This window comes from Rhodococcus sp. 06-418-5 (assembly GCF_002258285.1).
GTDB lineage: Bacteria > Actinomycetota > Actinomycetes > Mycobacteriales > Mycobacteriaceae > Rhodococcoides.
Genome location: NZ_NOYE01000003.1, coordinates 46,769 through 67,687 on the forward strand (window position 1 = coordinate 46,769; position 20,919 = coordinate 67,687).

Here is a 20,919-nt window from a genome sequence, read left to right on the forward strand (position 1 = left end):
GCGGTTGTGCGCCCTCCACGGCACACAACCGCACCACTGCGGCTCCGCCGCACTTACACCGTCGAGAGCTGCTGAATGGTCGTCGCGCCACCCGGGGTGGGTGTCGTGGTGATGAAGTTCGAGTCGTAACCCAGCGATTCGACGACGCCGCGGATCTCGCGGAACTGCTCGACGCTGACGTCGGGCGTGCGCTTGAGCACGAATCCGGACGTGCGGTAGGGGCTTCCGACGAACGCCCACGAGTAGTCGTCGGCGATGTAGGCGACGATGTAGTTGGTCGGACCGTCGAGGCTCTCCTGGGTGGGCACCCCCGGGAAGCTCACGTGCAGTTGGGCATTGGTGACGGTGTCGTTGACCCTGGCGTTTCCGACGATGCGGTTCTCGCCGCCGGTCCAGGTGGTGCAGGTGTTCTCGACGCGAATGTTGGTTTCGTCGATCATCTGGTAGTTCGCCTGGGTGTCACGAGCGCAGATCAGGTTGAACGGCTGTGGCACCGCGGCAACCTGGTTCCAGGTGCCCAGGTAGCGCTCGACATCGAGTGACGGGATCGGAGCCAGCGGCTCCAGGCCGACCGATCCCAGTGGACCGACCGGCTGCGCCTGAGCCGGGGCCGCGGTCAGCAGTGCGCCTGCGGCCAATACTCCGGCAATTGCGGTGCGTCCGAGTGCGGTACGGATGTTCATCAATTCGCTCCTTGTGTTGCGGTTGTGGTTACGGTCTCGCTGGAATCGATTCTGTTCGGCCACCAGATTTTCGGGCCGATGAGGGTGAACAGGGCGGGAATCACAACGGTGCGCACCACGAAGGTATCGAGCAGAATGCCGAGTCCGACGATGATGCCGAGTTGGGTCAGGGTGATCAGGGGCAGGACGCCGAGCACGCAGAAGACTGCTGCCAGAACGATTCCCGCGCTCGTGATGACACCGCCGGTGGCCGAGACGGCGCGCACGATGGCCGATCCGGTGCCGTGCCGAGGCGTCTCCTCGCGGGTGCGAGTGACCAGGAAGATGGTGTAGTCCACACCGAGCGCGACCAGGAACAGGAACGCGAACAGCGGGGTGTTGTCGTCGAGGGCGGGGAAGCCGAAGACGTGCAGGCTCACCCAGCTGCCGATCCCGATCGCTGCTACCGCACTCAATACCGTTGTGGCAACCAGGATCACGGGTGCGACGAGGGCACGCAGCAGTACCAGGAGCACGGCGAGCACAACCGCGAGGATCGCGGGGATCACCACGAGGCGGTCGCGGGCCGCTGCGTCGGATGTGTCGAGCGCCTTGGCGTCGCTGCCGCCCACTCGGGCTCCGTCGACGTTGCCGAGTGCCGAGCGAAGGTTCTCGACCACGGCGAACGACTCGTCCGACGCGGGGGCCGCATCGGTGACGACCGAGAGGCGGGTGAGTCCGGTGTCGGAATCCGCGACGCGATCGACCGACACGACACCGTCGATGCCCTTGGCGGTGCCGATGACTGCGTCGATGTCTGCGGTGGGAGCCAGGACCGTCATCGGATCGGCGGATCCGGCCGGAAAGTGTTGCGAGAGAGTGTCGAAGCCTTCGACGGACTCGGCGGTGACACGGAACTGCTCGGTCTGCGAGAGTCCGATCTGCGTTCCGAACAAGGCCGCGCAGCAGGCCAGCAGCGCGACGATGGTCACCGAGGCCGTCGCCACGGGGCGTCGGGCAACACCTGCCGCGATCGAGTGCCAGACGCCCTCCGTGGTGGTGTCACGGTCGGACTCCTTGGGGACGAAGGGCCAGAACAGCTTCGGGCCACACAGTGCCAGCAGGGGCGGCAGTACGAACAGCACGAACACCGCTGCCACGACGAGGCCAGCGGCGGCCAGGGCACCCAGGCTGCGGGTGCTGGGCAATATTGCCAGGAGCAAGGTCAGCAGCGCCAGGACGACGGTGGCGTTGCTGGCGAGGATGGCGGGCCCGGCCTGGCGAACGGCGTGGCGCAGGGCGAGACGATGATCGGGCTCGCGCCGCAGTTCCTCGCGGTACCGAGAGATCAACAGCAGCGCGTAGTTGGTGCCGGCACCGAAGACCAGCACGCTGGTGATGCCCGACGTGGACCCGTCGAAGGACAGGCCGGTGACCTCGGCCAGCGCGGTGCCGACGGTAGTGGCGAATCGGTCTGCGAAACCGATGACGGCCAACGGCACCAACCACAGGATGGGCGATCGGTAGGTGACGATGAGCAGGACGGCCACCACGAGCGCGGTAACGGCGAGAAGGGTGAAGTTGGCACCGGAGAACGAGTTCGCGATGTCGGCTCCGAAGGCCGGTCCGCCGGTGACCTGAGCGGTCAGATCGGGCGACAGGCCCTCGGTTGCTGCGGACCGCAGTTCGGTGATCAGTTCGTTGAGGGTGAAGCCCGACAACTCGGAATCGACCTGAACCAGCGCAATCGCAGCTCTGCCGTCGGGTGCGACGATCGGGGGCGGGCCGGGCTCGTCCGGTACCGAGCGATCCACGGCGATCAACCGGCTCTGCGCGGCAGCTGCGTCCTCGATGTCGGCCGGGGTGAGGTCACCGCCGTCGGTGCGGCTCAGAACCAGAATGACGGGTGCGGTGTCGGAGTCGGGGAACTGGGAGAGGAGCTCGTCCACCTGGTAGGACTCGGCCGACGTCGGCAACGAGTTCGGTGACTTGCCGGCGGAGTCGTTGCTGCCGACCAGACCCATGACGGCGATGGAGAGAACGAGGACGGCGAGCGCGATCGCCCACGATCCACGGTGCGTCACGACTGCGGCGACGCGGTCCCAGGCTGCGGTGTTCTCGGTTCGAGTGCTGTCCACGTGACAAACAATCTCATTTACTTAGATATTAAGCAACTGAATCTCTTGTGGGCAGTAGTCTGACCATGACCACAGCAAAGGAGTTACCACCGACATGGCCGACCGAAACCAGCTCGAATCCGCGATCTCCGCGGATCTCCGAGCGCTGTCGTCGGTCTCGGAACAGATCGGCCAAGTGTTCGGTGCTCTGCACAGCCTGCGGCCCAACGACTTTCGCGCGTTGCTCCACGTCATGGTTGCCGACGTCGAGGGTGCGCCGCTGACGGCGGGGGAACTGGGCACGATGCTGGGGCTGTCGTCGGCGGCGATGACCTACCTCGTCGAACGCATGATCACCTCCGGGCACATCCGCCGCGAATCCGACGCATCCGATCGACGCAAGGTCATTCTGCGATACGACGAGCACGGAATGGAGGTTGCAAGCGGGTTCTTCGGCCCCCTCGGCAGGCGCACGAGCGCCGCGTTGGCGGACCTTCCCGACGCCGATCTCGCCGCCGCGCATCGGGTGTTCGAAGCGCTCATCGGAGCCATGCGAGAACACCACGCCGACCTGGGAGACAGCCGCCGGTCGTAGCGAATGTTCCTGGTCCGATGTTCGAACCGCTGGTGGACGGCCTGCGCAGAATCGATGCTGGACTCCGAGCGTGCGAGTGCCGTAGGGTTGGCGCTGGTTGAGCTAACAGCCGGTCACGGGGAAACGCAGCGAAGTCGGCGTCCGGGTCAGGCTCTATTCTGCTCCCGCTGCATCGATCGGTTTCCCCCTCAGTTCGACCGATCGATGGGATCTGCCATGAGTGTTGAATCTTCAGGCAACAAAGTTCGAACCACCCCGGTGACTGTCGCGGAGAAGTCCGTGTCCGTCGCAGCGACCGGAGCAATCTTCACCGCGCACGACGGCCCCGACGGTTCACTCGTCGTCGCCGTCCACGGCGACATCGACATGCGCAGCGCGCCGATGTTCTCCGATTTCGTCTGCAGCCGCATGTCCAGCAAAAGGCATGTCACTCTCGATCTGTCCGATGTCGAATTCTTCGGCATCGCAGGTCTCACAGTCTTCGATGCAGTCCGTGAGTACACGGTAGGCATCGGCGCATCATGGTCGATCGTCGCAGGACGCTCGGTCTCACGTCTGATCCAGGTCGCCGACCTCGAGTCCACGATTCCGACGGCTCGTCCCTCGAACGACCGGTAGTACTCCGGCGATCATCGCCGCGACAAGAGGTGGGCAGCTCCGATTCAGGGGCTGCCCACTGTTCGTTCGGCCCCCGATCGCACCACCCGATCGACAGATCGGACGATCCCGGTCGACGGTGTGACCGAAGTTCGGGATCGTCCGAAACTGTTGCAGCACAGGCGAACTAGTCTTTGGTTCCTTCGGAGTCACTGAAGAACGCCCACTCGCCGTCGTGCTCGACCTCGAGCCGCCACCCCAACTCCTCGTTGTCGGCGCGGCTGTCCTTGAACCAGGCGTGCGCGTCCTCAGAACTGGCGATGTCCTTGGTCTCGACGACGGTTCCGTGCGGATCGATAACTCTGTAATTTGCCATGCAGCCAGGGTGCCCCGATGTCGCAGAACCTAATCCACGTCGGGACGCCGCGGCCGACTCCTGGGATCCGCACACGCGCGCGCATTCGTCGAATGCGCGCAGAATCGCCTCCGAAACGATGAGATTCTGCGCGCGGATGACAAACGCGCGCGCGTTTGCGGCGACCGGGGTGCGGCGACCGGGTGGTGCGGCGACCGGGTGGTGCGGCGACCGGGTGGTTCGGTGAGTGAGTTCTTCGGTGCACCCTCAGGTACGCGAGAGGACCGATCGCGCGAAGAACATCAGGTTCGCGGGGCGTTCGGCAAGCCTGCGCATGAAGTAGCCGTACCACTGCGATCCGTACGGGACGTACACGCGTACTTTGCGTCCCGCGTCCACGAGTCGACGCTGTTCGGGATCGCGGATTCCGTACAGCATCTGGAACTCGAACTCCTCGGACGATCGTCCTGCAGCCGACGCCAGCCTGTCCGCCGCCTCGATCATCTCCGGGTCGTGCGAGGCCACCATGGGGTAGCCGCGGCCGTACATCAGGATCTGCAGGCATCGGAGGTAGGAGTCGGAGACCTCGCGTGCACCCTGGAACGCCACCGACGACGGTTCGTTGTACGCACCTTTGCACAGTCGGATACGAGATCTCGGCCCGGACAGGTCGCGGCAGTCCCCCTCGGTGCGCCGCAGGTAGGCCTGCAAAACCGTGCCCAGGTCGGGGAAGTCGACGCGTAGTTCGCGGACGATCGACAGGGTCGAATCGGTGGTGGTGTGGTCCTCGGCATCGACTGTCACCCACACCCCGGCCGCGGCGGCGGCCGTACAGATCGTCCGTGCGTTCTCGAGCGCCAGAGTCCGGTCGATTCCCTGGCCGAGTGCGGACAGCTTGAGTGATATCTCGAGCGCGGTTGCATCGGCTTCTCGCGTCGAAAAGCGTTGTACAAGTGAGAGATAGGCGTCCACGGTTGCCTTCGCCTGGCCTCGGTCGGTGGTGTCCTCACCGAGGTAGTCCACCGAGACGAACCGGCCCGACGCCAGCAGGGCGTCGACTGCGCTGACGGCCGCGGGCTCGGATTCGCCCGCAACGAAGCGGTCGACGAGGGACCGGGTGGCGCGTAGACGTGTCACGGTCGCCTGCAGTTTGGGTGAACGTGCAGCCGCGAGCAGGGCCGGACGCAGCGGATTGCTCAGCAGAGTGGTCATCGCGTGCCCTCGCCTTCCTGATGCGGGTAGCCGTGAGTGGTCGGCGGAACGAACGTTTCCTTCACGGTGCGGGCCGAGGTCCACCGCAGCAGGTTCTGCGGTGAACCCGCCTTGTCGTTGGTTCCCGACGCGCGGGCCCCGCCGAACGGTTGCTGTCCCACCACCGCGCCGGTCGGTTTGTCGTTGACGTAGAAGTTGCCTGCGGCGAATCGCAGTGCCGCATGGGCCTGTTCGACGGCGGTGCGATCGGTGGCGATGACCGCTCCGGTCAACGCGTACTTCGATCCGGTGTCGACGGTGCGCAGTGTCTCGGCATAGGCGTCCGGCCTGCTGTCGTCGTAGACGTGCACGGCCAGGATCGGCCCGAAGTACTCGGTGGTGAAGGCCTCGTCGGTGGGGTCGTCCCCGAGAAGCACCGTGGGGGAGACGAAGTACCCCTCCGAGTCGTCGCAGGTACCACCGGCGGCGATGGTCAGGCCGGGAACGGACTTCGCTCGATCGAGAGCAGCTGCGTTGCGGTCGAACGCCTTTCGGTCGATGACGGCACCGCCGTAGTTGGACAGGTCGGTCACGTCGCCGTACTTCAGTGCCGAGACCTGCTCGATGAACCCGTCGCCCATCGAAGCCCACAGCGACTTCGGTACGAAGGCCCTCGACGCTGCCGAGCACTTCTGACCCTGGAAGTCGAAGGCACCGCGAATCATGGCGGTGGTCAGCACATCCGGATCGGCGGAGCTGTGCGCGACGACGAAGTCCTTGCCGCCGGTCTCACCCACGAGCCGTGGATACGAGTGGTAGTTCGAGATGTTGTTGCCCACCTCGCGCCACAGCGTCTGGAATGTCGCGGTGGACCCGGTGAAATGGATACCGGCCAGCCGTGGATCGGCAAGGGCCACGTCGGAGACCATCGGTCCGTCACCGAGAACCAGATTGATCACCCCCGGCGGAAGGCCTGCGGCTTCGAGCAACTGGAGCGTCAGATATGCGGCGACGGCCTGCGTGGGCGAGGGCTTCCACAGCACGGTGTTGCCCATCAGCGCAGGTGCGGTGGGCAGATTGCCTGCGATGGCGGTGAAGTTGAACGGGGTGATGGCGTAGACGAAGCCCTCGAGCGGACGGTATTCGACGCGATTCCACACTCCCGGTGCCGAGACCGGCTGCTCGGCGAGAATCTGTCGGGCGAACGCGACGTTGAACCGCCAGAAGTCGATCAGCTCGCAGGGTGCGTCGATCTCCGCCTGGTAGGCCGACTTGGACTGACCGAGCATCGTTGCCGCAGCGATTCTTTCGCGCCACGGACCGGACAGCAGATCGGCGGCTCGCAGGAACACCGCGGCGCGCTCGTCGAAGGGAAGCTCGCGCCACGCGGGGGCCGCTGCCGTCGCAGCATCGATGGCGTCGCGCACGTCCCCGTGGGTGGCACCGGTGAAGCTACCGATGACCGACGAGTGTCTGTGCGGTTCGACGACGTTCTCGACCGGGCCGTCGGCCTCTCGGTGAATGCCGCCGATGACCTGACGGATCTCGACGGGGGAACTCCGGAGCTCGTCCAATCGGCTGCGCAAGCGGGCCCGTTCCGGGCTTCCGGGGGCGTAGGTGTTGACCGGCTCGTTGATGGGGGTGGGGACGGATGTGACGGCGTCCATGGCTGCTCCTCGTCTTCGGTGTGTGCTGCTCATTGAAGTCCGATCCGCACCTCGTTCAATCAGCCCACCGGCCAAAGAATCGGTGATCTACTTGTCCGCATGGCCAACACTGTGTCGCTGCGTTCGATGCTGACCTCGCTGCACAGCGCTGTCGTCGAACTCGTCCTGGCGCCGGCAGGAACGGATATGGAGGTCGAGTCCGTCGCGCTGCTCGATGCCGACGACCTGCGGCTGCCTCCGGGAGCATCCTCCGATCTGACGCTGCTGGTGGGCGTGACCGAGGCCGACGTGGTGCGGTGGTTCGACGATCTCGCGTTGCGCCCGGTGGCGGATCGACCGCTCGCGGTGCTGACCAAGGTCGCCGCCTCGACTGCGCTGTCCCACGGTGCGCGGGAGGCAGGTATCGCACTGGTCGCGGTGCACCAGCAGACACGGTGGGAGCTGTTGCTGTCGATGATGCGGGGAGTTCTCGACCAGGTCCGTGCCCAGAGCTCCGACGACGGACTGTTCGGAGCCGATACCGATCTCTACGAACTCGCGCAGACGGTGGCGTCGCTGACGAAGGGCATGGTGAGCATCGAGGACGAGCGCTCACATGTGTTGGCCTACTCGGCATCCGACGACGCGGCCGACGAACTGCGGACCCTGTCGATCCTCGGACGCGAAGGTCCGGCCGACTACCTGCGCAGACTGCACGAGCGAGGTGTGTTCGATCGACTCCGCCGCACCGACGACGTGATCGACGTACCGGCCGATACCGAACTGGGAATTCGGCGACGCCTCGCGGTCGGGATACGTCGCATCCACGGGAGCGCGACGACTCTGGGGACGATCTGGGTGCAGGAGGGTGCCGCCCCGCTCGCCGCCGACGCCGACGCCGTACTGCGCGGTGCCTCGGCCGTCGCGGCTCGACTGATCACCCGCATCGCGAACGCCCCGACCAACGAGGCCCTGCAGATTCAGCGCCTGCTCGGTGCACGGGGCGGCGGTGTCGACGTCCCGTCGCTCGCGTCGGCACTGTCGATCCCCACCTCGGGATCGGCGGCGGTCGTCGGATTCGCTGCCTGCGGGGAATTCGAGATCAGCACCCTGGCACCGTCTATCCGATTGCACGCCAGCGCTTTTCGCCGTGACTCGTTGGTCACCACCATCGGTGAGAGAATCTACGCACTGTTTCCCGGGGTGGCGTCGGGCACGGGGATCGCGGCGTGGACCGCCGATGCCGTCGGGCGAATCGAGACGCGCACCTCGCTGGCGTTGCGCGCTGCGGTCGCCGCACCGATCGCCGATCTCGACGGGGTGGCCGTGGCCAGATTCGAGGTCGACCGAGTGCTCGACGGCACCACCGGCGAGGTGCGGGTCACGACGCTCGAGGAGTCGAGAACCTCCGTGCTGCTGGGCGAAATCCTGGAACTGATCGCCAATCACGAACAGCTACGAGACCCGCGCATCACCGCCCTCGACCGATACGACGCGACCAACGACTCCAGAATGCGCGAGAGCCTCGAGTCGTACCTGGCGTGTTTCGGTGACGTTCGGGCGGCCGCCGAGCGACTGCACATCCACCCGAACACCCTGCGCTACCGCATTCGCCGCGTCGAGCAGATCCTGGACCTCGATCTCGGCGATTCCGATGCTCGCCTGTTGGTGGAACTGCAGCTGCGCATGTGAGAGCGGCTTCGCCGCACGTGAGAGGAAATTCGTAGCAGGCTACGAATTTTCATGCACGTGCGGCACCGGTGCTCGACCTGATCACCAGGCTCGGTTCGATGCTCGAACGCATGGTGCTTCGATTTCCGGTGTCGATCTGGTCGAGCAGAATCTCGACGCTCCGGATGCCGACGTCGGTGAACTCCTGGCGGATGGTGGTCAGGGGCGGCGAGAAGAATTCCGCGTCGGGAACGTCGTCGAAGCCGACCACACTGACGTCCTGTGGCACTCGCCTGCCGTGGACAGCCAGTGCGCGAAGCACCCCGAGCGCCATGGAGTCGTTGCCTGCGAACACCGCGGTGACGTCGGCGTTCCCGGCCAGTTCGCTGCCGGCCTCGAACCCCGATCTCGCGGTCCAGTCGCCGCCGAGAGTGGGCGGTGGCTCCACGCCGGCATCCTCGTGGGCCATCCGCCACCCGGTGACGCGATCGGTGGCCTCGTACCAACCCAGCGGCCCGGCAACGTGCCACACGGCGCGGTGCCCGAGCGAGAGCAGGTGCGCGGTTGCGGCCTTGGCTCCGGCGATCTGATCGACCGAGACCACGGCCAGATCGCCGGCGGGCGAACCCTCGACGGCCACCAGCGGCAGCTCCCCGGCCAGATCGGCGATGTCGCCGCCGTCGGTGCGCAGTGGCGCGATGACGACCACGCCGTCGACGCCCTGCTTCTGCAACCGGCGCACGCAGGTGATGATCGCCGACTCGTCGAAGGAGGTGGGGACGGCGACCACCACCGAGTAGCCGGCGTGGCGTGCTGCGTACTCGACGCTGTAAAGGGTCGAGACCGGGCCGTACAGAGCGTTTCCGGTGCCGACGATTCCGATGGTCTTGCTGCGGCCGGTCACCAGAGCACGAGCGGCGGTGTTGGGGCGGTATCCGAGCTCCGAGATCGCCCGATCCACTTTCGTTCGCGTCGCCTCGGTCACGTTGGGATGACCGTTGATGACGCGGGAGACGGTCTGGTGGGACACACCTGCGAGCCGGGCGACATCGGTCATGGCTGGTCCGCGTGTCGGCGTCATCGTCGTGCAGCTCCTCTCGCGTCGTCGAAGACAATCACAGCATGCCGGGTCCCTCGGCGCCCGCGAACATACACGTCAGGTGGGTGTGTTCACCGCCGTGCCGGTCGTGGTGGGCGCAGGCTTGCCCTGCTCGGCACCGGTGAACATCTCGGCGGGCACGGGCACACCGAGATAGCTGCTCGGGGGCGCGGCTTTGTCGCCCTTGTTGCCCTTGCCGCTCGCTGCTCGACGCTTGGTCCAGATGTCGAACGCAACCGCCGCGAGCAGGACCAGGCCCTTGACCAGCTGAACGCGCTCACTGGGCGAGCCGATGAGCGACATTCCACTGTTGATCACGGCGATGATCAGCCCACCGGTGAGTGCGCCGACGATGCGGCCGACGCCGCCCTGCACTGCCGCGCCGCCGATGAAGGCCGCCGCGATGGCGTCGAGCTCGAAGCCGTTGCCCGCGGTGGGTCCGGCCTGATTGAGTCGACCGGCGAAGATGATTCCGGCCAGAGCCGAGAGCACGCCCATGTTGACGAAGATCCAGAAGGTGACCGGCTTGACCTTGATTCCGGACAGCGAGGCAGCGTGGATGTTGCCGCCGATCGCGTACACGTGCCGACCGAACACCGTCTTGCCCGCGAGGGTGGAGTAGCCCATCACCAGCACGGCGAGCAGGATCAGTACGTACGGCAGGTTCTTGAACCGCGCCAGCTGCACCGCGATGGCGAGTACGAGAGCGGCAGCGAAGGCCATCTTGATCAGGAACAGCGGCAGTGCGTCCACGGTCTGGCCGTACTTCTGCCGACCCGTGCGAGATCGCCACTGGCTGAACACGATTCCGACGACGGCCACAATGGCGACGAGCAACGTGAAGATGTCGGCCCCACCCAGTGGTCCGAGTCCCACGTTGCCGAGGAAGCCGGGCAGGAAGCCGTTGGACAGTGTGCGTACCGGTCCGGGGAACGGCCCGATGCCCTGGTTGCCGAGAACGATGAGAGTGACTGCGCGGAAGACGAGCATGCCTGCCAGCGTCACGATGAACGCCGGTATGCCGAAGTACGCGACCCAATAGCCCTGCCAGGCACCGATCAGGCCGCCGACGATCAACGTGATGAGCACCGCCAGTGGCCACGGCACGTTCTGTTGAACCATGAGGACACCGGCGATGGCACCGGTGGCCGCGACGACCGAGCCGACGGACAGGTCGATGTGGCCCGCGATGATGATCACGACCATGCCGATGGCCAGGATGAGGATGTACGAGTTCTGCACCACCATGTTGCTGATGTTCTGCGGCACCAGAAGCTGACCGCCCGTCAACACGGTGAACAGCACGATGATCAGCGCGAAGGCGATGAAGATTCCGCTCTGGCGAAGGTTGCGCGTGAGCAACCCCCGCACGGTCGACAACTGATTCATCGAAGTACTCCTGTTCCACGGGTCATGAGATGCATGAGCGATTCCTGGGTCGCGTCCTCGCGAGTGACCTCACCGGTGATACGGCCTGCCGACAGTGCGTAGATCCGGTCGCACAGCCCGAGCAGTTCGGGGAGCTCGGAGGAGATCACCAGGACCGCCTTCCCGGCGTCGGCGAGATCGTTGATGATCGAATAGATTTCGAACTTCGCGCCGACGTCGATTCCTCGTGTCGGTTCGTCGAGAATGAGCACATCGGGATCGCTGAAGATCCATTTGCTCAACACGACCTTCTGCTGATTGCCGCCGGAGAGTTTGCCGACCACGGCGGCGACGTTCGGTGCCTTGATGTTCATGCTCTTGCGGAAACCCTCGGCGACCTTGAACTCCTGGTTGTCGTCGACGAAGCCGCCCGTCACCAGCTTGTCCAGGGCGGCGGTGGAGATGTTGCGCTTGATGTCGTCGATCAGATTGAGGCCATACCGCTTTCGGTCCTCGGTGGCGTAGGCGATCCCGTGATGGATGGCATCGTTGACCGACTTGACGTGAATTTCCTTGCCGTACTTGTACAGTCGCCCCGAGATGTCGATGCCGTAGCTTCGGCCGAAGACACTCATGGCCAACTCGGTGCGTCCGGCACCCATCAAGCCGGCAAGACCGACGATCTCCCCGCGGCGCAGACTGAGATTCGCCTTGTCGACAACGGTCCGGCCGTGTTGCGTCGGACTGTGCACGGTCCAGTCCTCGATACGCAGAACTTCCTCGCCCACGGTCGATTCGTGCGGCGGAAACCGGTGCTCGAGATCGCGGCCGACCATGAGCGAGATGATGCGATCCTCGGTGACGTCCGGGTCTCGCATATCCAGGGTCTTGATGGTCCGGCCGTCACGGATGATCGTCGTCCGGTCCGCGATGGCCGCGATCTCGTTGAGCTTGTGCGAGATGATCACGCACGTGATGCCCTCGTCCCGCAGACCGCGTAGCAGGTCGAGGAGGTGAGCGGAATCCGAATCATTCAGTGCCGCAGTCGGTTCGTCGAGAATCAGCAGCGTCACGTCCTTGGACAACGCCTTGGCGATCTCGACGAGCTGCTGCTTGCCGACACCGAGGTCGCTGACGACGCTGACGGGGTTCTCCCGCAGCCCTACCCGGTTCAGTAGGGCTGCGGCCTCGGAATTGGTGCGGTTCCAGTCGATGAACCCGCGCTTGGACCGCTCGTTGCCGAGAAAGATGTTCTCGGCGATCGAGAGGTACGGACTCAGTGCGAGTTCCTGATGGATGATGACGATGCCCTCGGCCTCGCTGCCCCGGATGTCGGAGAACTCGCACGGCTTACCGTCGAACACGATGTCGCCGTCGAAGGTGTCGTGTGGGTACACACCCGACAACACCTTCATGAGCGTCGACTTGCCTGCGCCGTTCTCGCCGCAGATCGCGTGGATTTCGCCGCGATTCACCGAGAGAGTGACGTCCTGTAGAGCCTTGACGCCGGGAAAGGTCTTGGTGATGCCACGCATCTCCAGGATCGGGCTCGTCATCGCCGAACTCACTTCAACTGATCCTCGGTGTAGTAGCCACCCTCGACCAGCAGCTTCTCGTAGTTGTCCTTGTAGACGATCTCCGGCTGCAGCAGGTACGCGGGAACGACCTTGTCGCCGTTGTCGTAATCGGTGGTGTTGTTGGTCTCGGGCGTCTGACCGTCGAGCATGGCCTGAGCCATCGCGATCGTGACCTCGGCCAGCTGACGGGTGTCCTTGTAGATCGTGGAGTACTGCTCACCGGCGATGATGGACTTCACGGACGGCACCTCGGCGTCCTGTCCGGTGACGATCGGGTACGGCTGCCCTGCTGTTCCGTATCCGTTGCTCTTGAGTGCGGAGAGGATGCCGATGGACAAGCCGTCGTACGGCGAGAGCACGCCCTGCACCTTCTGGCCGGAGGAATACGTTTTGGTGAGCAGATCCTCCATGCGCTTCTGGGCGGTGGCCGGATCCCAGCGCAGTGTCGCAGCCGTCTCGAAATCGGACTCGCCGCTGCCGATCTTCAGAGTTCCCTTGTCCAGGTACGGCTTCAGGGTGTCCATGGCACCGTCGAAGAAGAAGGTGGCGTTGTTGTCGTCGGGCGAACCGGCGAAGACCTCGATGTTCAACGGGCCGGCCGGGGCATCGGCCTTGTCGGTGCCGTCCTCGTTCTTCAGGCCGAGACCGACGAGAAGCGACGTGGCCTGGTCGACGCCGACCTTGTAGTTGTCGAACGTCGCGTAGTAGTCGACGTTGGGCGAGTTACGGATGAGGCGGTCGTAGGCGATGACGCCGATGCCGTTGTCCTTGGCTTCCTGCAGCTGGGTGGTGATGGCGGTGCCGTCCACTGAGGCCACGATGAGAAGCTTTGCGCCCTGGGTGATCTGGTTCTCGATCTGGTTCACCTGGGTGGGAATGTCGTTCTCGGCGTACTGCAGATCGACCTTGTAGCCCTGCCCCTCCAGCGCGCTCTTGAGGTTGTCGCCGTCGGCGATCCATCGAGCCGAGGACTTCGTCGGCATCGTGACGCCGATCAGGGCGCCCGCGGTGCTTCCGCCTTCGGCCGGAGCCTGGTCCGCGGTCTTGGTGCTCGATCCACACGCGCCGAGCGTGAGGGTGAGCGCCACCGCGGCTGCGGCGATGGATAGGTGTCGAAACTTCATCGTTTCTCCCTGCGTAGTGGAGTAGACCGTGAAGCGGGGTCCGCCGGGGTGTCCCGTGTGGTTCGCATCACATCAAGACGAAAGTGTGAGCGATAACATCGGCATTGTCAAAGATTTCTTTTGCGCACCCACGTGACCAGTGTGAGCGCTAACATCGGCCGACTCGAAAAAGCCAGGAACGTACCCATCGGACGGGTCAGTGCAGTTCGTGCACCGACTGCTTACCGCTCTTGAGCCACCGACTCGGAAGTCGCCCGACCAGCTCTCCCAGCGGATGGACCGCGGCCGAGAGGATCTCGACGGAATCCTGCAGGATGTCGATCGAGATGCTCATCCGCTCGATGTTGGGGGCCACCGACGTCAACGTCTCCGAGAGCTTGACCAACTGATCGAGCGGGCCACCTTTGGCGGTCAGACGCTCGATGGCTCCGTCCTCGGCGAGGAGCGTTTCGAGGATGCCCTCCTCGGCGATGGCGCGTTCGATGAGGCCGTCCTGACGCGTGAGCACCTCGAGCGGACCGTCCTTGGCCGTCAGTCGTTCCAGTGGTCCGTTGGTGGCGGTGATGCGGTCCAGCAGACCGCCCTCGGCGAGCAGTCGTTCGAGCGGTCCGTCTTCGGCGAGCAGCCGGTCCAGGGGTCCGCCGGGAGCCAGGATTCGCTCGACCGGGCCGCCAGGGGACAGCAGCCGCTCGAGGGTGCCGTCCTCGGAGGTGAGGCGGTCCACGACGCCACCCTGGGCGAGCAGGCGATCGAGTGGCCCGCCTTCCTTGAGGGCGTTGCCCAGGGCGCGGTCGTCGGAGGTGAGCTGGCCGAGCTGGGCCAGCAGTTGCATCGTGCCGCCGCGCGGGTTGGCGAGCGAGGCGACACCTGCGGTGCCCGACGCACCGGTGGCCAAGGCCATCCTGGTGGTCGCCAGAGCGACCTCCGCGACGCCGATCGCCTGTTCGGCGATGGCAATTCCGGCGCGCGCGGGCAGTGTGATCGCTGACACCCAGTTCATCGTTTTACTGTAACTGCTCGTAGCCCGGAAAATCAGTGAAGAACCTTCAGTCCGACGACGCATCCGACGATGCCGACCAGAAGCGCAACCTTGAGCAGCGAGGCGGATTCTGCACCGGTGATCATGGCGTACGTGACGGTGAGGGTGGCACCGATTCCCACCCAGACGGCGTAGGCGGTGCCGGTGGGCAACGATCGCATCGCGATCGCGAGGCCGATCATGCTGAGCACCACCGCGACGCCGAAGACGACGGACGGTCCGAGTTTGGTGAAGCCCTCGGACTTACCGAGTGCGGTTGCCCAGATCGCTTCGAGGACGCCGGAGACGACGAGAATCAGCCAAGCCATGAGAAATCACTCCTTGCACCGTCTTGTCGCTGTTCGGGTACGGTGCGCTCGTCCGATTGTCGGAAGTGACTTGTACGATCGTACCAATTCGTGTGCACGGTGGCCATGGCGTCAGTAGGCGTACGTGTTCGCCGGTGCCTCGATCCGCGCGACCGCCGACACCGTCATCGTGGGTGTGAACGACGTGTCCTCGGTCGCGGTCGCCGCGTCGACCGTCCCCGAGATCTCCAGCCAGGTGCCGTCCGGAATGTCGTCGAGAGCCGCGCTACCTGCGTCGAGATGGATGCGAACGGACCTGGCGTCGGCCGCGCAACAGATGATGAGAATGCGGGCGAGGTCGAGGCCCTCTCTCGTGCCGTCGGCGCGCGGCGAGCCTCCGTTCGCGGTGGCGACGGCGAATCCGGTGACGCGAATCTCCCGTCCGTCCAGGCTGCCTTCGGTGTCCCTGACCGCGCGTTGTACGACATCGAGCAGCGGAACCTCGGGCGCGTACTCGTCCGGCAGGGGTGGAAACGCCGTCCTCTGACGATCGGCCGCCGAGGTGACGGATCGGTCACCCACTGCCGAGACTCCCAGCGCGGGCGGTGCGACGAACAGGATGACCGCGAGCGGGACCAGGAGCAGCCAGTACGGTCGCGAATCATGGTCGTGTCCGTCGTCTCCGGGCCCACCGCGGCGGATGTCGGCGACGATCGACGCGATCGCCAGGGCGGCGATCAACACCCCGGCGGTCAGCAGATACGGATGCAGTGACGGTTTGACGTATCGCACAAAGCTTCCGTCCACCGAGATCTTGACCGTGGCTCCGCCGAGGAACAGCAGCAGCAGATTCTGTACCTCGCGTCTCATCGCACACCCAGGAACACGTAGCCGCTCACCGAGGCGCACACGATCGCCACGACGAAGGTCAGGGGAGCGAAGCGAGCCACGAAGCCGCGTCCGAAGCTGCCCGCCTGCATCGCCATCAGCTTCACGTCGACAGCTGGTCCCACCACCAGGAAGACCAGCCGCGGCAGCAGCGGCAGCATCGACATGCTCGCCGCGACGAACGCGTCGGCCTCCGAGCACAGCGCCAGGACCACCGCGAGGACGGCCATCACCAGGATCGACAGCAACAACTGGCCGGCGAGATGGGCGAACACCCAGTCGGGGACCACCAGATGGAGCAACGCGGCGGCCGCTGCTCCGAACACGAGAAAGGCTCCGGCCTGCAGCAGGTCCGCACGCGCGGACTCACGGAACGTCTCCCACTTCGAGGTGCCGTGCCGGTGTTCGCGATCGGCGAGGCGAGCGGTGATCCACTCGGCCTTGCCGAACCTTGTCCACAGCCGGCCCATCACCAGAGCGGTGGCGAGCGAGCCGAAGAACCGCGCGAGAACCATCGCCGGCTCGCCGGGAAAGGCCACCGCGGTGGAGACCAGGACGACGGGGTTGATCGCCGGTGCCGAGAGCAGAAACGCCAGGGCTGCAGACGTCGGAACACCCTGATCCATCAGCCGGCGCGAAACGGGAACGGCACCGCACTCGCAACCGGGCAACGCCATTCCCGCCAGTCCGCTCACTCCGACGGCAGCGGTGGCGTTCTTCGGCACCACCTTCTGCAGCACCGCGGGCGAGACGAACGCGGCGATGCCTCCGCTGACGAGCACTCCGAGCACCAGGAACGGCGTCGCCTGCACGAAGATCCCGGTGAACACCGTCGCTCCGGTCCGCAGTGCAGGGGACGAGTCGACCCACCGGGCCACGTCGGCACCGAACGCGATGCCCAACACGAGCAGAGTTGCGAATACGTGCATGGATGACACGAGAGGCCGAACCCTGGTGCGGGTGCCCGGGTTCGCGTCGACCATGGTGCTGCCATCATGCCTCCTCGTCGGGGGCTCACAGCAACCTCACAGCGAGAGTCCAGCGAACGGGCAGCATCTCGCGCGATGATGGACACCGTGAGCGAGACACCCGAGGCCCGAGTCCTGATCGTCGACGACGAACCGACGATCGTCGAACTGCTGTCGGTCAGCCTCAGGTACCAGGGATTCGAGGTGGCGACGGCGTCGTCCGGCCCCGAGGCATTGGACAAGGCCCGCAACTTCAGGCCCGAGGCTCTCATTCTCGACGTGATGATGCCCGGCATGGACGGCTTCGGTCTGCTGCGTCGGCTGCGGGCGGACGGAATCGATGCGCCCGCACTGTTCCTGACCGCACGAGACTCCGTGGAGGACAAGGTGACCGGGCTGACCCTCGGTGCGGACGACTACGTGACCAAGCCGTTCTCGCTCGAGGAGGTGGTGGCCCGACTCCGGGTGATCCTGCGCCGTTCGGGCAAGAGTGAGGACGCGCAGCCCTCCCGAGTTGCGTTCGCGGACATCGAACTCGACGACGACACCCACGAGGTCTGGAAGGCGGGCGAGCCGGTCTCGCTCTCGCCCACCGAATTCACACTGCTGCGGTACTTCATGGTGAACGCGGGAACGGTACTGAGCAAGCCGCGAATTCTCGATCACGTGTGGCACTACGACTTCGGCGGAGAAGTGGGAGTGGTGGAGTCGTACGTGTCCTATCTGCGCCGCAAGGTCGATACGGGCGACACCCGATTGATCCACACGTTGCGGGGCGTCGGCTACGTCATGCGCCAGCCACGGTGACCGGCATTCGAGGTCGGATTCGAAGTCTGCCGCTGCGCTTCACCTTGGTCGCCGCGCTGTTGCTCCTGGTCGGTCTCGGCCTGTTGGCGTCGGGGATTGCCGTGACCTCCTCGCTCGAGACGTCGTTGATGCGTCGCCTCGATCAACAACTGATCGAGGCGTCCCGTGGGTGGGCGCAGCCCGACGCTCGCCCGCTGCCACCGGTGGACGAGCCCAATCCCGGTCGACCTCCGTCCAACTTCTTCGTTCGCTCGGTGGCCAACGACGGTACCGTCCGGGGCCCGATCAACGATGTGGCAGAGGATGTTCCGGATCTGTCGGGCACGCCGTCGGCGACCCCGACGACCGTCGGTTCCGAGGGCGACCCGTCGAAGCAGTGGCGGGTGATCACGGTGACCAACAGCGAGGGTTCCACCACCGTCGGCATGTCGCTCAACGCCAATCAGCAGACCGTCAGCAGACTCGTGGTACTCCAGTTCTACATCGGCGCAGCCGTGTTGCTGGCACTGGCCGTGATCGCCTACTTCGTGGTGCGGCGCAGCCTGCGACCGTTGCGTGAGGTGGAGACCACCGCCGCGGCCATCGCCGCCGGAGACTTGCATCGTCGAGTTCCCGAGTGGAGTGAGAAGACCGAGGTGGGCCGGTTGTCGGCGGCCCTGAACGGCATGCTCTCGCAGATTCAGCGTGCGTTCGCGGCCACTGCCGCCTCCGAGGAGGCCGCGCGCGCATCCGAGGATCGAATGCGCCGCTTCGTCGCCGATGCCAGCCACGAATTACGAACACCGCTGACGACCATTCGCGGGTTCGCCGAGCTGTACCGGCAGGGTGCGATGAGTGACATCTCGCTGCTGATGAATCGAATCGAGGGCGAGTCGGCGCGCATGGGCCTGCTCGTCGAAGACCTGTTGATGCTCGCGCGCCTCGACGCGCAACGACCTCTGGACATGCGGCGCGTCGACCTGCTGACCGTCGCCGCCGATGCCGTGCACGACGCCAAGGCCGTCTCGCCCACGCGGGACATCTCGCTGAAAGTGTTGGCGGGGCCGGGAATACCCGAAGTCCGCGGCGACGACGCGCGGCTGCGTCAGGTGCTCGCGAACCTCGTCGGAAACGCCGTACGGCACACGCCGGAATCCGCGTCGATCACCGTGTGCGTCGGGACCACCCAGTCGTCGGTGCTGCTAGAAGTACAGGACACCGGACCCGGTCTGGGCAAGGAAGAGGCGGCGCACGTCTTCGAGCGCTTCTATCGAGCCGACTCCTCGCGCACACGCGAGAGCGGGGGCAGCGGGCTCGGTCTGTCGATCGTGGCGGCTCTGGTCGCGGCGCACAGCGGAACTGTGACAGTGCAGAGCGCCCCGGGGCAGGGCGCGACCTTCCGAGTCGAATTACCCCGCGCCGACGGTTGATTCGCGTGCCGTTGCGGCCTTCTTGCGTTCGGCCAGCTTCGTGTACGCGGCTGCGGCGAGTGGCGCGGCGACGAGCATCGACACCAACCGAATCACCTGAACGCACGCGACGAAGGTGACATCCGATCCGGTCGTCGCGGACACGGCCAGCACGGCGGCCAATCCACCGGGCGTGGTCGCGAGGTAGCCGGTGAGCATGCTGACTCCGGTGATCGCAGACAGTGCCCAGCCGAACAATGCGCAGATCACCCCGATCGATACGACCAGCAGTGCAGCCCACGGGAAGATCCGACCGATCGCCCGCAGACTGGAGACGGTGAAGGCGAGCCCCGCCTGCCATCCGATGACGATGAACGCCACCGGCAGCAGCACGGCGGGTACCGAGATGTCGACCGGCCAGCCGAGCAGTTCGCAGGTGCCGGCGACGATCAGTGGTCCGAGGGTGGCGGGCGCGGGCAGTCGGATGATCCGAGCGAGAACGATTCCGGCTATGACGGCAGCGATCAGAAAGGCGGTACCGATGTACCAGGGCGTCGTCGACTGCTCGGACGATGCTGTCCCACCACCGGTGTCGGTATGGAACGCGAACGTGACGATCAGCGGCATCGTGACCACCACGAGTGCGACGCGTAGGTACTGGACCACCGCGACGATGCGCTCGTCCCCGCCGAGTTCTCGGGCGATGGACACCAGACCCGTTGCGCCACCGGCAATCAGGGACAGCGCTCCGGTGACCGGGTCGACGTCGCGATGCAGAGCCAGCAGCGCGCCGCAGCCTGCACTGACGACCAGTGTCCCCGCACCGACGAGAACTGCGGGAATCCAGTTCTCGCCCAACGCACCCAGTGTGTCGGTGTCGAGCATCAACCCGATCGTCACCGCCAGTGTGCCCTGCGCCGCCATCGATGCCGGACGGGGGACGGCAGCCGGACCGAGGCCGGTGAGTGCGAAGACCACGGCGACGACAAGTGCGGCGAACAGTGACGGTGCCGTCAGACCCAGAGTCGCGAAAAGGGCCCAGCCCCCGACGGATACGGCCGCGAGGCCGATCCATCGGAGGCTGTACCCGAGTACTCGTCTCATCGGTGTGGGAGCACTCATGCTCCGGACTTGACCAGCAGAACCGGGACCGGGATCTCGAGGAGCAGACGCTGAATGGTCTGTCCCATCAGGAACTTTCCGACCGCCGAGCGGTGCCGCGAGCCCACCACCAGGATCTCCGACTTCTGTTCCTCCACCAGGGTCAGCAGTGTGTTGACGGCGTCGGGGTCGGGCCTACCCACTGCCACGGTCCAGGAGACCGCGTCGGCGTGGTCGATGTCGGTCAGAGCGGTCTCCACCGACGTGGACACGGCCTGCGTCTCGGCGGCCTCGGCGGACGGTTCGGCCGATCCGGAGAGTGCGTGCAGGACGACCAGGTCCGTCTCGCGGATGCGTGCTTCTCGAACGGCTGCCGCCAGTGCTGCGCGGCCCTCGGGTGAATTGTTGTGCAGTACGCCAACAGTCATGACGGTTTCTC

At 65.5% G+C, this 20,919-nt stretch carries 20 protein-coding genes and 1 riboswitch; of the genes, 5 read left to right on the forward strand and 15 right to left on the reverse strand.

Annotated features, from left to right (window positions below; translation table 11 throughout):
- Positions 1-53: 53 nt before the first annotated feature.
- Together CH274_RS00710 and CH274_RS00715 are read right to left on the reverse strand one after the other, a co-directional pair.
- Entirely contained in the window at positions 54-683 is a 630-nt protein-coding gene (locus tag CH274_RS00710) for a lipocalin family protein (RefSeq protein WP_094656521.1), read from the reverse strand.
- Positions 683-2,686 carry an MMPL family transporter gene (locus CH274_RS00715; RefSeq protein ID WP_094656549.1) on the reverse strand — a complete coding sequence of 668 codons (2,004 nt, stop codon included), beginning with the start codon at positions 2,684-2,686 and terminating at the stop codon, positions 683-685. The genes CH274_RS00710 and CH274_RS00715 overlap by 1 nt, the downstream gene beginning before the upstream one ends.
- Positions 2,687-2,894: 208 nt before the next feature.
- Here CH274_RS00715 and CH274_RS00720 point away from each other — a divergent pair, with 208 nt between their 5' ends.
- Both CH274_RS00720 and CH274_RS00725 read left to right on the forward strand, forming a co-directional pair.
- Positions 2,895-3,374 (forward strand): MarR family winged helix-turn-helix transcriptional regulator, encoded by a 480-nt coding sequence (locus CH274_RS00720; protein ID WP_094656522.1) that lies wholly within the window; start codon positions 2,895-2,897, stop codon positions 3,372-3,374.
- A gap of 279 nt (positions 3,375-3,653) precedes the next feature.
- On the forward strand, positions 3,654-3,992 hold the full coding sequence (locus tag CH274_RS00725; protein ID WP_230596842.1) for an STAS domain-containing protein: 339 nt from the start codon (positions 3,654-3,656) through the stop codon (positions 3,990-3,992).
- Positions 3,993-4,158: 166 nt separating this feature from the next.
- Here the strand turns inward: CH274_RS00725 and CH274_RS00730 are convergent, their stop codons facing one another.
- The 3 genes from CH274_RS00730 to pruA all read right to left on the reverse strand — a co-directional run bounded on the left by CH274_RS00730 (position 4,159) and on the right by pruA (position 7,184).
- Positions 4,159-4,347 (reverse strand): hypothetical protein, encoded by a 189-nt coding sequence (locus tag CH274_RS00730; protein ID WP_045196749.1) that lies wholly within the window; start codon positions 4,345-4,347, stop codon positions 4,159-4,161.
- Positions 4,348-4,593: 246 nt separating this feature from the next.
- Entirely contained in the window at positions 4,594-5,538 is a 945-nt protein-coding gene (locus tag CH274_RS00735) for a proline dehydrogenase family protein (protein WP_094656523.1), read from the reverse strand.
- Entirely contained in the window at positions 5,535-7,184 is a 1,650-nt protein-coding gene (gene pruA, locus CH274_RS00740) for an L-glutamate gamma-semialdehyde dehydrogenase (RefSeq protein ID WP_094656524.1), read from the reverse strand. The genes CH274_RS00735 and pruA overlap by 4 nt, the downstream gene beginning before the upstream one ends.
- Before the next feature lie 99 nt (positions 7,185-7,283).
- On the opposite strand from pruA, the gene CH274_RS00745 reads away from it, so the two are divergent.
- Positions 7,284-8,855 (forward strand): PucR family transcriptional regulator, encoded by a 1,572-nt coding sequence (locus tag CH274_RS00745; RefSeq protein WP_094656525.1) that lies wholly within the window; start codon positions 7,284-7,286, stop codon positions 8,853-8,855.
- Positions 8,856-8,904: 49 nt separating this feature from the next.
- On the opposite strand, the gene CH274_RS00750 is transcribed toward CH274_RS00745, so the two are convergent.
- The 8 genes from CH274_RS00750 to CH274_RS00785 form a co-directional block, all read right to left on the reverse strand.
- Entirely contained in the window at positions 8,905-9,915 is a 1,011-nt protein-coding gene (locus tag CH274_RS00750) for a LacI family DNA-binding transcriptional regulator (protein WP_094656526.1), read from the reverse strand.
- A gap of 75 nt (positions 9,916-9,990) precedes the next feature.
- Positions 9,991-11,322 carry a multiple monosaccharide ABC transporter permease gene (mmsB, locus tag CH274_RS00755; protein WP_094656527.1) on the reverse strand — a complete coding sequence of 444 codons (1,332 nt, stop codon included), beginning with the start codon at positions 11,320-11,322 and terminating at the stop codon, positions 9,991-9,993.
- Positions 11,319-12,857, reverse strand: a complete 1,539-nt coding sequence (gene mmsA, locus CH274_RS00760; protein WP_094645844.1) for a multiple monosaccharide ABC transporter ATP-binding protein — start codon at positions 12,855-12,857, stop codon at positions 11,319-11,321. Before mmsA ends, mmsB begins: the two co-directional genes overlap by 4 nt.
- An 8-nt stretch (positions 12,858-12,865) precedes the next feature.
- Positions 12,866-14,002 (reverse strand): multiple monosaccharide ABC transporter substrate-binding protein, encoded by a 1,137-nt coding sequence (gene chvE / locus CH274_RS00765; protein WP_032395966.1) that lies wholly within the window; start codon positions 14,000-14,002, stop codon positions 12,866-12,868.
- 196 nt (positions 14,003-14,198) lie between these two features.
- Positions 14,199-15,002, reverse strand: coding sequence for a hypothetical protein (locus CH274_RS00770; RefSeq protein WP_037194493.1), 804 nt, complete (start codon positions 15,000-15,002; stop codon positions 14,199-14,201).
- A gap of 32 nt (positions 15,003-15,034) precedes the next feature.
- On the reverse strand, positions 15,035-15,349 hold the full coding sequence (locus tag CH274_RS00775; protein WP_032395964.1) for a DMT family transporter: 315 nt from the start codon (positions 15,347-15,349) through the stop codon (positions 15,035-15,037).
- Positions 15,350-15,361: 12 nt separating this feature from the next.
- Positions 15,362-15,424, reverse strand: a riboswitch (guanidine-III (ykkC-III) riboswitch).
- Positions 15,425-15,460: 36 nt separating this feature from the next.
- The gene (locus CH274_RS00780; protein ID WP_094656528.1) at positions 15,461-16,198 is read right to left on the reverse strand and encodes a TIGR03943 family putative permease subunit; all 738 of its coding nucleotides are present in this window, start codon (positions 16,196-16,198) and stop codon (positions 15,461-15,463) included.
- The gene (locus tag CH274_RS00785; protein WP_256981029.1) at positions 16,195-17,145 is read right to left on the reverse strand and encodes a permease; all 951 of its coding nucleotides are present in this window, start codon (positions 17,143-17,145) and stop codon (positions 16,195-16,197) included. Before CH274_RS00785 ends, CH274_RS00780 begins: the two co-directional genes overlap by 4 nt.
- A 135-nt stretch (positions 17,146-17,280) precedes the next feature.
- Between CH274_RS00785 and CH274_RS00790 the strand changes: the two genes are divergently transcribed.
- Positions 17,281-17,991, forward strand: a complete 711-nt coding sequence (locus CH274_RS00790) for a response regulator transcription factor (protein WP_045200320.1) — start codon at positions 17,281-17,283, stop codon at positions 17,989-17,991.
- A gap of 26 nt (positions 17,992-18,017) precedes the next feature.
- Positions 18,018-19,400: a sensor histidine kinase gene (locus CH274_RS00795; RefSeq protein WP_094656550.1), complete on the forward strand. Its 1,383-nt coding sequence runs from the start codon at positions 18,018-18,020 to the stop codon at positions 19,398-19,400.
- On the opposite strand, the gene CH274_RS00800 is transcribed toward CH274_RS00795, so the two are convergent.
- Together CH274_RS00800 and CH274_RS00805 are read right to left on the reverse strand one after the other, a co-directional pair.
- Positions 19,380-20,501, reverse strand: a complete 1,122-nt coding sequence (locus CH274_RS00800; RefSeq protein ID WP_094656529.1) for an AbrB family transcriptional regulator — start codon at positions 20,499-20,501, stop codon at positions 19,380-19,382. The genes CH274_RS00795 and CH274_RS00800 overlap by 21 nt on opposite strands.
- Entirely contained in the window at positions 20,498-20,908 is a 411-nt protein-coding gene (locus tag CH274_RS00805) for a universal stress protein (protein WP_032395960.1), read from the reverse strand. The genes CH274_RS00800 and CH274_RS00805 overlap by 4 nt, the downstream gene beginning before the upstream one ends.
- Positions 20,909-20,919 lie beyond the last annotated feature (11 nt).